At 49.5% G+C, this 13,293-nt stretch carries 8 protein-coding genes; 1 reads left to right on the plus strand and 7 read right to left on the minus strand.

Going from position 1 to position 13,293, the window contains the following annotated elements:
* Positions 1 to 45: 45 nt before the first annotated feature.
* Entirely contained in the window at positions 46 to 8,169 is an 8,124-nt protein-coding gene (locus LVJ83_RS12690) for a YadA-like family protein (protein WP_244785020.1), read from the minus strand.
* A 307-nt stretch (positions 8,170 to 8,476) separates the two neighbouring features.
* Between LVJ83_RS12690 and LVJ83_RS12695 the strand changes: the two genes are divergently transcribed.
* Positions 8,477 to 8,770 carry a hypothetical protein gene (locus LVJ83_RS12695; RefSeq protein ID WP_244785021.1) on the plus strand — a complete coding sequence of 98 codons (294 nt, stop codon included), beginning with the start codon at positions 8,477 to 8,479 and terminating at the stop codon, positions 8,768 to 8,770.
* A gap of 1,510 nt (positions 8,771 to 10,280) precedes the next feature.
* Here the strand turns inward: LVJ83_RS12695 and rplQ are convergent.
* From rplQ to rpmJ, 6 genes are all read right to left on the minus strand, one after another.
* Positions 10,281 to 10,661, minus strand: a complete 381-nt coding sequence (rplQ, locus tag LVJ83_RS12700) for a 50S ribosomal protein L17 (protein WP_244785022.1) — start codon at positions 10,659 to 10,661, stop codon at positions 10,281 to 10,283.
* Positions 10,662 to 10,685: 24 nt separating this feature from the next.
* Positions 10,686 to 11,672, minus strand: coding sequence for a DNA-directed RNA polymerase subunit alpha (locus LVJ83_RS12705; protein ID WP_244785023.1), 987 nt, complete (start codon positions 11,670 to 11,672; stop codon positions 10,686 to 10,688).
* A 25-nt stretch (positions 11,673 to 11,697) separates the two neighbouring features.
* Positions 11,698 to 12,318 (minus strand): 30S ribosomal protein S4, encoded by a 621-nt coding sequence (gene rpsD / locus LVJ83_RS12710; RefSeq protein WP_244785024.1) that lies wholly within the window; start codon positions 12,316 to 12,318, stop codon positions 11,698 to 11,700.
* A gap of 18 nt (positions 12,319 to 12,336) precedes the next feature.
* On the minus strand, positions 12,337 to 12,732 hold the full coding sequence (rpsK, locus tag LVJ83_RS12715) for a 30S ribosomal protein S11 (RefSeq protein WP_002216249.1): 396 nt from the start codon (positions 12,730 to 12,732) through the stop codon (positions 12,337 to 12,339).
* A 19-nt stretch (positions 12,733 to 12,751) separates the two neighbouring features.
* On the minus strand, positions 12,752 to 13,114 hold the full coding sequence (rpsM, locus tag LVJ83_RS12720; protein WP_244785025.1) for a 30S ribosomal protein S13: 363 nt from the start codon (positions 13,112 to 13,114) through the stop codon (positions 12,752 to 12,754).
* Between the two features lie 62 nt (positions 13,115 to 13,176).
* Positions 13,177 to 13,290, minus strand: a complete 114-nt coding sequence (rpmJ, locus tag LVJ83_RS12725; RefSeq protein ID WP_003697674.1) for a 50S ribosomal protein L36 — start codon at positions 13,288 to 13,290, stop codon at positions 13,177 to 13,179.
* Positions 13,291 to 13,293: the final 3 nt, after the last annotated feature.

Consider the following 13,293-nt stretch of genomic DNA (forward strand, 5'->3'; position numbering starts at 1 on the left):
ATATGTTTCAGACGGCCTACTGATACAGGCCGTCTGAAAGCCTGATTACCACTGATAGCCTACACCTGCGGTGGCACCGTAATGGCCGCGCGAATTGCCCGAAGCCGTGCCTTTAATCACCCAGTTGCCGCCGTCAGAAATGCTGGAGAAGCCCAGTGCATAACCGCTTTCACCGCGATACACACCGCCCGCAATCGCCACCATGCTCTTGCCCGGCAGATAAGCCTGCGGCAAGCCTGCTACAGCCATCGCAGCAGCCGTACCGGCATTGGCATTGTTTTCAACACCTTCGATACGGTTGTTGATGTTGTTGGCCAAGCCGTTCAGCTGGTTAACGTTTACCGCATCCGTGCCGTTGACACCGGCGCCGACATTGGTGATGGTATTGCCGCCGTTGTTCAGGCCGTTTTCAGTCACGCTTACAGTTTTGGCCGGATCGCTGTTGGCAATGGCAACACCGCTGTTATTCACTGTGGTATTCCCGGCTTTCACACTGTCTACAGCCAGATCTTTATTCAGAGTTACCTGAACGCCGTTAGCTGTAGTGGCGGTTTTGATGTTGGCATCACCGGTTACTGCCACAGTATCGCCCAGTTGACGATTAACGACATCACCGCTATCAGCGCTGAAATTCAGCCCTTTGTTAATTGCAGCGGTATTGCTTGCCACGTTTTGGTTGGTGGTATACAACTGGCTGCCGTTGACCGCTTGAGTGCTGGTGCTGCTCACTTCACCGTTTGCCAAGCCGCTGATGGTATTGGTAGCAGCATCGGTAACCACATTGCCGACAGTCGTTTTGTCAAACGTTACCTCTTTTGCCGTTGCAACGGTATATTCTACGCCGCCGTTGGCATTGGTGCCTTCAGTAACCGTAATATTTTGCCCCGCTGCAACCGAGCTGTGTTTCCCGACTTGTTGCTGTACCGCATACAACTGGCTGCCGTTCACCGCATCGGTGCTGTCGGCTGAAATATCACCGTTAGCCACGCCGGTAATTTTGTTACCGCCGTTAGCCAAGCCGTTTTCAGTCAGGCTTACCGGTGCTTTGCCGCTCTCTGCTGTTGGCGTGATGGTAACGCCGCTGTTATTCACAACGGTTTGCGTGCCGTCTTCGTTGCCAAAGGTCGCGCTGTTCAGATCGGTGAGGTCTTTCGCCATCTTCACAACCAATTCGCCACCTTCACTGTCTACACGCAGGTTAGCCGCACTGGCTTCGGCATCATTATCCAAATCACCGCGAACGGTTAAGGTGTCGTTCAGTTTCTTGGCAATGGTGTCGCCTTGGTTGCCGGCAAAGTTCAAACCGTCGTTTAAGGTTGCAACTTCTTCTTCGCTGCCGTCCGGTTTGGTGTAGACGATACGGGTTTTGCTTTCGCCGTTTTCACCGTCGTTGCCGTCCAGACCCGGCGCACCGTTTTTCACACCGATGGTGGCTTGGGCGCTGGTGCCGTCCGCACCGGCAGGGCCGGTCAGACCGATAGTGCCGTCTGCACCGTTGAGGCTGACGCCGTCTTTACCGTCTTCGCCTTTCACCACAATGGTGCCGGCGTTTTCATTATCACCGATGGTGATGTTGTCGGCCAGATCGACTGCGTAATCCGTCACACCGGTTTCTTCATTCGTGGTCGGGGTCACCGTCAACGAATCTGAACCTGCGCTAACCGTTGATTTCTCGGCGTTAACGGTATACGTGGTTACTGTGCCCTCTGTGTTGCTTGTAACAGTGGTATTGTTGCCGGCTTCAACCACGGTCGAGCCACCGCCGGCATCAATAATCGCTTTATTGAGCTGATCAAGGTTAACGGCATCGGTTCCCTCGGTACCTTCCGCAACATTGGTGATTTTGTTACCGCCGTTGTTCAAGCCGTTTTCAGTCAGGCTTACCGGTGCTTTGCCGCTCTCTGCTGTTGGCGTGATGGTAACACCGCTGTTATTCACAACGGTTTGCGTGCCGTCTTCGTTGCCAAAGGTCGCGCTGTTCAGATCGGTGAGGTCTTTCGCCATCTTCACAACCAATTCGCCGCCTTCGCTGTCTACACGCAGGTTAGCTGCACTGGCTTCGGCATTATTCGCCAAAGCACCGCGAACGGTTAAGGTGTCGTTCAGTTTCTTGGCAATGGTGTCGCCTTGGTTGCCGGCAAAGTTCAAACCGTCGTTTAAGGTTGCAACTTCTTCTTCGCTGCCGTCCGGTTTGGTGTAGACGATACGGGTTTTGCTTTCGCCGTTTTCACCGTCGTTGCCGTCCAGACCCGGCGCACCGTTTTTCACACCGATGGTGGCTTGGGCGCTGGTGCCGTCCGCACCGGCAGGGCCGGTCAGACCGATAGTGCCGTCTGCACCGTTGAGGCTGACGCCGTCTTTACCGTCTTCGCCTTTCACCACAATGGTGCCGGCGTTTTCATTATCACCGATGGTGATGTTGTCGGCCAGATCGACTGCGTAATCCGTCACACCGGTTTCTTCATTCGTGGTCGGGGTCACCGTCAACGAATCTGAACCTGCGCTAACCGTTGATTTCTCGGCGTTAACGGTATACGTGGTTACTGTGCCCTCTGTGTTGCTTTCAACCGTGGTATTGTTGCCGGCTTCAACCACGGTCGAGCCACCGCCGGCATTTTTGATTGCATCATTCAGTTGGTCGACATTCACTGCATCAGTACCATCGGTACCTGCGGCCACATTGGTAATCTTGTTACCACCGGCATCAATACCACTTGAAGTGATGCTCGGGCCGTTGGTAATGGTCAGACCGTTATTGTTTAATACCGTATTGCCGGTTGTTACACTGCCGTCTGAACCCAAATTGATATTTTGAGCCAGTTTGACAATCAGTGTATCAGTTCCGTCTGCTTCAACGCCGATATTGCCGTCTGTCAACGCGCCGGTATTGTTACCCTTCACATTCACAGTTTCGCCTAATTTGCGCTCAAACTGCGTTCCGGTATCGCCGGCAAATGTCAGCGGATTGTTCGCAACGTTTGCCAGTTGATCTTCGGTAGCTGCCTGACCGCTGGTAAAATTATCCGGGTCGAAAGTGGTGTTGGTCAAACCGCCGATGGTGCCTGTATTCCCATTAATGGTTACCGGGTTGCCGTTGTTGGCATCGCCTACGCTGATGCTGTTTGCCAAGCCGAAAGTGACCGCATCGGCATCTGCTGTTTTTGTCAGCGTAATATTGCCGTCGGTGTTGTTCAAATCAACCGTTTCACCCGGGGCAACATTGCTGCTGCTTTCACCGTTGGCGGTTAAGTTCCAGCCTTGGTTTACATGGGCAATCGCATCGTCGATATTGGTTTCACCGGTGCCGCCGATGCCGTCTGTATCGCCGCCCATGGTGATATTGCCTTGATTATCAACAGCGGCATCACCACCCAAGACATTCACAACCGAATTGGCCACATTGCCCAAGCGGTCGGTCACCAGATACAACTGGCTGCCGTTAATCGCATCAGTAGACGTTTCGCTGATTTGGCCGGCGGCAACATTTTGAATCTGGCGCTCGCTACCTGCCGCCCCTACGCTGAATGCGCTGGTTGGTGTATTACCGGCAAAACCACTATAAGCGATATCGTTTACTGTTGCTTCATTGACCGAAGTAACGGCTGTTGTTACCGAGCCTCGGCCAATCGCCACATCACCAGTAGCAGTATTGGCTGCCGCCTGGTCACCGATGGCAATTGCATAGTTAGTACCGGCAACACTTTCCATACCGATAGCGGTTGCACGGAAAGTAGCATTGGCCGAATTACCGATAGCGATGGCATTGTTGCCGGTAGCATTGGCATTATTGCCGGCTGCAATACTGTTATTACCGGCAGCCTGAGCGCCATAACCCACTGCAACCGAACGGGTGCCGCTTGCTGCAGATGTTGCGCCTAATGCTGTCGATTGATTACCGGTAGCGCGGGAACGACGGCCGACCGCTGTAATTTCAGTCAGCGCACTGCCATCCACACCAACAACCACACCATTACCAACCGCTACTGATTGAGAAGCATAAACATTGATATTGCTGCCCAATGCATTGCTGCCCTCTCTAGTGATATTGGTGTAGGCACCAACCGCAGTCGATTGGCGGCCTTCCACTGTTGTTTCTGCGCCGATGGCAGTAACATAGTTGGCATCGCCCGCACTGACATTGCTGCCGACCGCAATACCGCCCAAACCGGTAGCTTTGGCATTTACACCGGCAGCCAAAGCATTTTCGCCTGTAGCACCGTCATTGTTATAGTTGCCGTCTTGGTCATTATTGCCGTTTACGCTGTAGTAATGAACTGCATCGCCACCGCTGATATTTTTGATTTCTTCAGCCAATTGGTTGGACACCATATACAACTGGCTGCCGTTAATCGCATCGGTAGAGGCAGCGCTGATTTGGCCGGCGGCAACATTTTTGATTTGGCGTTCGGCGCCTGCCGCACCAACTGACACAATAGCGCCGTCAGTTAAAGTACCCGAGCCGGCAAAGCCGCCATATTCGATACCGTTTACCGTAGCCTCGGTGGTTTGTACATATTGATCAGCGGTTGAATCATTGCCCAACACCACTGCGCCGGTCATGCCGTTTGCAACGGTAACATTGTTGCCCATAACGAACACATTGGTGTCCTGTACGCTGTTGTTATAGCCGACAATCGCCGAATTGGAGGCATTTACTTCATTTTGAATGCCGCCTGAAGTGGTAATCACACCGTTGCCATCACGGGTAACCGCTTCGCCGCCCAAGTTGTTACGGCCGCCCAAGATAAACGAATTATCGGTGCTGCTGCCGACGGCATTGTTGTTACCGGCCGAGAAACTGTTGCTGCCGCTGACGATAGACGGATCACCAACCGCACTTGAACCTTCACCGCTGACCACATTGCCGGTGCCGATGGAAATCGTATTGGCAGCTGTGGCTTGTGCACCGTTACCCATAGCAATGGCATTTTCACCGCCGGCTACAGCAGCAGTACTAATTGCTACCGCACTCACACCTGAAGCTTGAGCAAATCTTCCGATAGCGGTTGCATTATTCGCACCGGCATTGGCATTAAAGCCAATACCAACGCTTTCATAGCCAAGCGCTTTAACGCTTGAGCCGACGGCAACCACATTACGAGTTGCAGTTGTTACCCCGCCATTCGCAAAGTTACCGATCAATACGTTACGATCATTATTTGTGCGTAAACCACTCTGCGGCCCCATAATAATAGAACGATCAGAAGTAGATTCCTGCCCTGCCAAATGACCGACATAAACATTGTTATCACCTTTGGCTGCATCACCAGCAATTGAACCAACGGCTACGTTACTATCACCTGATATATAGCGGCCGGCACCCGAACCGACAAACGTATTTCCGCCGGATCCAAAGCCAGGGAATGTGGCATTTCTTCCATCATTCGAAGTCAGCCCGGCGCCGGCACCGTTACCAATCATCACATTGCCATTAGCACGGGTATCAGTAATGCCGCGACCGGCTCCTGAACCCAACGCGATATTACCGTAGGAAGCGGTATTTTCACCGGCTTCTCGACCGATATACACACTTGGCGCACGATTGCCGTCTGTCACTGCCGCTTGCAGGGTTTGAGTGGCGGTATCCAATTTGCCCGCCTCAAAACCGATGGCGACACTGTAATCTTTTTTCGAGTTTACGCCCGCTTCAGTACCGATATTGACGTTTTGAATATTCCAGTTATCTACCGTACCCTTTGCAGCATTTTCACCGATAGAAATATTGCGGCCGCCATCGGCAGTCGCACCGTATCCAATAGCAATATTATTCATTTTGCCAACGGTCGTGCGGTTATTCGGATTTTGCGGGTCGTCCATATCAGCACGGCCTGCCGTGGCGCTTTGCCCGATGGCAATCGAACCGGAAGTGACTGCATTTGCACTGCTGCCGACAGCAACGCTGCCTTCTCCTGCCGCTTTCGCATTCACGCCGGCCGCCAATGCATTTTTACCTGTGGCACCATCATTATTATAGTTGCCGCCTTGAACACTCTCGTCATCTACACTGTAGTAATGAATGCCGTCACCGCTGCTGCTGATATTTTTAATCTCTTCAGCCAATTGGTTGGACACCATATACAACTGGCTGCCGTTGATGGCATCCGTGCTGGTTGTGCTGATTTCACCTGCGGCGACATTAATGATTTGGCGCTCTTTGCCTGCATCGCCCACGCTCACCACACCGTTTTCAGCACTGCCTTGACCGGCAAAGCCGCTGTAAGTGATGCCGTTGACCGTTGCGCTACTCACGGCAGCCGCAGCGCGATCGGCCGAAGCATTGCCCAACACCACGCTGTTGGCTTGGGTAGTGGTCACATTGCTGCCCACCACAAAGGTGTTGTTTTGAGCGATATTATTGTCATTACCCAGAGAGTAAGAGCCTTCGCCACTGATGGTGGTCGGGTCGCCGATAGCACCGGAATTTTTGCCGGTCACGTTATTGCCAAACCCGATACTGATTGACTGCTCGCCCACAGCCTTCGCATTTTTACCGATAGCAACGGCATTAACGCCCGAAGCGGTAGCCGTGTCACCCACTGCCAAAGAAGAGCTGCCGGATGCTTTGGCATTGGCACCCAAAGCAGAAGCATTGGCCGCTGTAGCAGACGAGGCAATACCAACGGCAGTGGTGTAACGCGCACCATTAATCACCGTCGCTTCACGATTCGGCATACCCTCTTCATCGCGAGACAAAGGCCCTAATTCTGCACCGGCCGCCGCGCTGGTGCCGATGGCCACACCATATTCTCCCGTGGTGGCATAACGACCGATGGCTACCGAAGCGCTGGCCAGATTGGTTGCCGAATCTTGTAACGTTCGGGCACTCTGCCCAATCGCTACCCCGCCGTAACTTTTTGAATTTTGGCCGATAGCAATCGTTGCCGCATCAGTCACCCGTTGAGAATAGGCATTCTCACCGATTGCAATCGCATCAATTGATGCTTGTGCATTTTGGCCGACAGCAATACCGTTATTACCTTTGTAAAGTGTCGTTTCCATTGCTCCGCTCTCCAAATTGAGCGCAGTTATCGGAGTATCAATCGTTTTAGCACCGCTACCCACAGCAATGGCATTGCTGGCATTATCCACCACAGCCTGATCACCGATGGCAATTGAGCTGGTACCTGTTTGATCGGCGCCACTGCCGGCTTTTACCTGCGCCGCTTTGCCGATTGCAATCGAGCTTGCGGTTAAGCTTTTAGCGCTTTTGCCGATGGCAGTCGCACTATCTGCCGTTGCTGTTGTATCTGTACCAATGGCCAGGGCATCTGCTGCGCTGGCTGTGGCCGCGGTATCCGTATCCAAATAAGCATCTGTAGCGGTTGATGAGCCGATGGCGATCGAACGAGTGCCGCTGGCTTGTGAAGAGTGGCCGACAGCCAAAGCATTGGCGCCGGTGGCGCTGGCGACATTACCGAGCGCGGTTGAATAGTCGCCGGAAGCAGTTGTTTGACGGCCCATTGCAATTGCAGTGTTGCCTGACGAAACGGTGCCGGTGCCGATGGCAACTGCCGAAGGGCCGGCAGCTTTATTGCCCATACCCATTGCCAATGCATAACCATCGCTGGCTTCATTACCATTACCGAAGGCAAACGCAGCATAATTGTTGCCTGTCATACCGGCAATATTATTGTAACCGACAGCGGTGCCGCCTGCACGGGCAATGCTGTTTTGACCGATACTAACAGCCGATGGCGATACGCCGTTTGTAGTAGATGAATCATCATTCTTAGGCTGATTGTGCTCAGGCATGGTCACCCATTGTGCAGCAGTGCCGTCACGGTTAGTGATTTGCTGATAACCCACACTCTGATTGCTGGAATAGGCGTTTGCGCCGATTGAAATATTTCCTGTTAGGTTATCAGTCGGCAAAGAACTAGTCGCCGCTATTGCATTAGTACCAATCGCAATCGAATCCTGCGCTAGTGCGCTGGCCGTGCCTGATGTACTGGCGGTCGAACCGATAGCTACCGATGCATAACCGGCCACAGGGAAGGCCAGCAGCAAGGCGGCTACGGATGCTTTGATACCGGTCAGCAGGGCACCGAAGGCTGATGCAGCAGCAGTTTGGCTGCGCGCATTGCGCTTGCCTTTGGTGTTGTCTAATTCAGATACGGCCACCCAGCTTTGGCTGGATTCGTTCCAAACGGTTTTATAAACCTTATTCATGAGCATTTTTCCTAATTTATGTGGTTTAAAGTAACTTTGAAGTACTTCAATTGCCTTATGACTATCAAAAACAACTGAGTGCACGGCTTAATAGCCCGGCTTTCAGCATCGCAACCGCCGCAAACCGGCAGATGACGAAATTTGTCACCCGTCGGCGCGGTGTTAACTTTTATATTTTCAAAAAAGTGTTTAAAATTAAACAAGTTGTTTAAAATTTCAGATTCGCGGAAAACGCGATAAGATATTTCTAGCAATTTGCATGCCAATATGCAGCCGCCTGATTAGAACGGGGCGGATTGTTTTATAGGTGATTCAAGCAGTGATTGTTTCGCAAAATTATGAAGATTCTGACGAAAAATGTCACTTTAGTATAATTACCTTACTTTTAGTTGCCGCACCCTGTCTTAACCTTATCGCTTTTACTGCAAAAGGCTCCTTAGATTCGCATTTCAAACGCAACTTTGGTGTGATGGTATTGATGAACCCACTCGGCGGAAATATTATCCATACAATTCGTCAGGCGGGAAAACGCAGCACTTATGCGGCAATACTGAGAGCCATTCAAAAGAAAGGCATCAGCCAACGCAGACCGGATGCTTGAATCCGACATTTTCAACATTTATCGCAATACTTGAAAACAGCAGCAACATCAACCGTTTGATCGAAACAAGTGTTCGACTTACGCCTCTAACGTTTGAAGCAACTTGAAATTGGTGAAAGACCTGAAAATAAAAGCAAATTGATTGTGGTGTTAATTCTGCCTTACAGCGAGCACCACCTTTCTACGCCGCTGCTTGCCGATTTGATACAAAGCATCCGTTGAACCACCAACAGGCCGTGAGTTTTCAGACGGCCTATTATTAGAGCATGGCCACCTGAAACCAAGGATGCCATATTTCCAATCAACAAAAGCCAGCGTAGGTGGTCAGATTCTCAAATCCGACATTTCCAACATCACCGAAATACTTGAAAACAGCAGCAACATCAACCGCTTGGTCGAAAAAAATGTTCGACTTACACCTCTAACGTTTGAAGCAACTTGAAATTGGTGAAAGACCCGAAAATAAAAGCAAATTGATTGTGGTGTTAATTCTGCCTTACAGCGAGCACCACCTTTCTACGCCGCTGCTTGCCGATTTGATACAAAGCATCCGTTGAACCATCAACAGGCCGTGAGTTTTCAGACGGCCTATTATTAGAGCATGGCCACCTGAAACCAAGGATGCCATATTTCCAATCAACAAAAGCCAGCGTAGGTAGTCAGATTCTCGAATCCGACATTTCCAACATCGCCGAAATACTTGAAAACAGCAGCAACATCAACCGCTTGGTCGAAACAAATGTTCGACTTACACCGCGGCCGTTTGAAGCAGCTTGGATTTGGCAAACAAACCTGAAAACAAAAGTAAATTGATTGCGGCGGTATTCCCGTCTTACAACAAGCGCTGCCTTTCCGCGCCGCTGCTCGCCGATTTGATTAAAGGATCCGTTGAACCATCAACAGGCCGTGCGTTTTCAGACGGCCTGCTATGATTAGAGCATGGCCATCTGAAACCAAGGAGGCCAATGCACAAAAGCAACCTAAATTAACATGTGTTCGGAATAAGATAATCCATAAGATATAAAATCCTTAACGGTTTTACCCCCCGCGGGGATAAGGAGGGAACAGAGTACTGAGCCACCAAACAAATACGGCAGCACCCAACCGGATACTGCCGGATAAAATTTGATGTCCGGCAACCCGACAGCCCGGTGATTATTCGACGTATATAAAAATACTGCACCGTCATGCCTGCCTGCTCGTGCTATGAACTATCTTTGCTCAGCGTTCTGTCGTCAATTGATTTAAATTTAACGATAGTCTTCTTGTGTTTTTTATTTTTATATAAACAGCAGCTTGCTGCAAGTCGGCTTCTCTTTTTTGGAATTTTCTTATCCCGAACTCACGTTATTTATAAAGAGGTTTTTTGGTATTTAGAAAGGTGTTTGGGATGAAAAAATCATCTTAAATATCCAATAGACCTGTATTTCAAACCTGAGTATGCCTTGCAGCCCCAATTTTTAATAAAAAAACCGGCCTTAATGGCCGGTCTTCAACTTTAATTACATAATCAAGCTTGTTCATTAGCTTCAGCGGCTTTATCCACCAATTCAACCAACGCCAAAGGTGCATTATCACCTTTACGGAAGCCATATTTCAATACGCGAACATAACCACCGTTGCGGGTAGAAAAACGAGGGCCCAAGTCATCAAACAATTTAACCACTACATCACGATCACGAGTGCGGTCAAATGCCAAACGACGATTGGCCAACGACGGTTTTTTACCCAAAGTAATTAAGGGCTCTACTACACGACGCAACTCTTTTGCTTTCGGCAAAGTGGTTACGATGGTTTCATGGGTCAACAAAGAGTTTGCCATGTTACGCAACATTGCAGCGCGGTGGCTGCTGGTGCGGTTTAATTTACGATTGCCATTACGATGACGCATGTCATTATCCTTTAATCTTCAAACTTACGGCTTTTCCAAGCCGACAGGCGGCCAGGCTTCCAGTTTTGATCCCAACGTCAAGCCTTTTGAGGCCAACACTTCTTTGATTTCGTTCAAAGATTTACGACCCAAGTTCGGAGTTTTCAACAACTCGGTCTCAGTACGTTGAATCAAATCGCCGATATAATAAATATCTTCAGCTTTCAGACAGTTAGCCGAACGTACAGTTAATTCCAAATCATCTACCGGACGCAACAGAATCGGATCAATCGGAGGCGCTTTTTCTTCAACCTCTTCAACCGGAGTTCCTTGCAAATCCGCAAAAATAGACATTTGATCAATTAAAATACGTGCTGCACTGCGTACTGCTTCTTCCGGATCCAAAGAGCCGTCGGTTTCAATATCCAAAACCAGACGATCCAAATCCGTACGCTGTTCCACACGCGCAGGTTCAACTTCAAAGCTAACACGACTGATGGGCGAAAAGCTCGCATCCAGTTGAATAGCACCAATATGTTTATTCTCATCGCGCACTGCCCGACGTCCTGAAACAGATTGGTAACCACGGCCTTGCTCAACCTTGATTTCCATTTCAATATTACCATTGTCAGACAAATGGCAAATAACATGTTCCGGGTTGATAATTTCCACATCATGCGGCAAATCAATATCTCCGGCTACTACTTCACCGGTACCGGATTTTTTCAAGGTTAACTGAACTTGGCTACGACCATGCAGCTTAAACACCACACCTTTCAGATTCAAGAGAATATCAACAACATCCTCCTGCACTCCGTCAAGTGTGGAGTATTCATGCAATACACCGGTAATAGCCACTTCAGTCGGGGCAAAACCATTCATGGATGACAGTAAGATACGACGCAAAGCATTACCTAAAGTATGGCCGAAACCACGCTCAAACGGCTGCATTGATACTTTGGCACGGGTAGTAGACAAAGTATCCACATCAATTTGACGGGGTTTCAAAAATTCGGAAGTGCTATTTTGCATTTAACTGTCCCTCACTGAGCTAGCATTATTTAGAGTAGAACTCTACCACCAGCTGTTCATTAATATCGCCAGTCAATTCTGAGCGATCCGGCATATTTTTAAATACGCCTTCCATTTTACCTGCATCAACAGATACCCAGCTCGGCATACCGATTTGTGCTGCCAAACCCAATGCTTCTTGAATACGCACTTGTTTTTTAGCTTTTTCGCGAATAGCCACCACATCACCAGCTTTCACTTGGAAAGAAGGAATATTGACCACTTGTCCATTCACGGTAATGGCTTTATGGGATACCAATTGACGCGCTTCAGCTCGAGTAGAACCAAAACCCATACGGTATACAACATTATCCAAACGAGATTCCAACAATTGCAACAGCAACTCACCAGTAGAACCTTTACGGCGCGCAGCTTCAGCAAAGTAACGGCGGAATTGACGCTCCAACACGCCGTAAATACGGCGGATTTTTTGTTTTTCACGCAGTTGCAGACCATAATCTGACAAGCGCGGCTTGCGGGCACCATGCTGACCCGGAGCGGAATCAAGTTTACATTTAGACTCTAAAGAGCGACGCGCACTCTTTAAAAACAAATCTGTGCCTTCACGGCGAGCTAATTTACATTTAGGGCCGATATAACGTGCCATATCTCAATCACTCCAATATTAAATACGACGTTTTTTAGGCGGACGGCAACCGTTATGCGGCAACGGGGTAACGTCGGTAATGCTGGTAATCTTGAAACCAAGAGCGTTGAGCGCACGAACAGAAGATTCACGACCCGGACCCGGGCCTTTAATACGAACTTCTAAATTTTTAACGCCATACTCTTGGGCAACTTTACCAGCTGCTTCTGCAGCTACCTGAGCTGCAAACGGTGTACTTTTACGAGAACCTTTAAAACCCGCACCACCTGAGGTAGCCCAAGATAACGCATTGCCTTGGCGGTCGGTAATAGTAATGATGGTATTGTTGAATGATGCATGTACATGCACAATACCTTCACTCACGGTTTTACGTACTTTTTTGCGTACACGCGAGGCTGTGTTTGCTTTAGCCATTAATCAAATCCTTAAAAAATTATTTCTTACCGGCAATCGCTTTACGCGGACCTTTACGGGTACGCGCATTGGTGCGGGTACGCTGACCGCGACACGGTAAACCACGACGGTGGCGAAAACCGCGATAGCAACCCATATCCATCAAACGTTTGATGCTCATGGTAACTTCACGGCGCAAATCGCCTTCTACTTCATATTTGGCAACTTGCTCACGCAAAGCTTCCAGTTGTGACTCGTCTAAATCTTTTACTTTAGTGCTCGGCACGACATTCGCAGCCTCACAAATTGATTTAGCACGAGTAGCGCCAATACCGTAAATAGCTTGCAAGCCAATTACAATATGGGCGTTATTAGGGATATTCACCCCTGCAATACGAGCCATATTTTTTTCCTTTAGGGCAAAAGTTGGTCACTATAACACAAACCAAAACCAATGTAAATTTATTAGCCTTGACGTTGCTTGTGACGGGGGTCAGTACAAATCACTCGAACCACACGATTACGACGAATAATCTTGCAGTTGCGGCAGATTTTTTTAACAGAAGGTTGTACACGCATCAT

It is taken from the genome of Uruburuella testudinis, from assembly GCF_022870865.1.
GTDB lineage: Bacteria > Pseudomonadota > Gammaproteobacteria > Burkholderiales > Neisseriaceae > Neisseria > Neisseria testudinis.

Bases quoted from the DNA above. Each gene is read 5' to 3' on its own strand.
- LVJ83_RS12690 (WP_244785020.1), bottom strand. From the start codon at position 8,169: ATGAATAAGGTTTATAAAACCGTTTGGAACGAATCCAGCCAAAGCTGG.
- rplQ (WP_244785022.1), bottom strand. From the start codon at position 10,661: ATGCGTCATCGTAATGGCAATCGTAAATTAAACCGCACCAGCAGCCAC.
- LVJ83_RS12705 (WP_244785023.1), bottom strand. From the start codon at position 11,672: ATGCAAAATAGCACTTCCGAATTTTTGAAACCCCGTCAAATTGATGTG.
- rpsD (WP_244785024.1), bottom strand. From the start codon at position 12,318: ATGGCACGTTATATCGGCCCTAAATGTAAATTAGCTCGCCGTGAAGGC.
- rpsK (WP_002216249.1), bottom strand. From the start codon at position 12,732: ATGGCTAAAGCAAACACAGCCTCGCGTGTACGCAAAAAAGTACGTAAA.
- rpsM (WP_244785025.1), bottom strand. From the start codon at position 13,114: ATGGCTCGTATTGCAGGGGTGAATATCCCTAATAACGCCCATATTGTA.
- rpmJ (WP_003697674.1), bottom strand. From the start codon at position 13,290: ATGCGTGTACAACCTTCTGTTAAAAAAATCTGCCGCAACTGCAAGATT.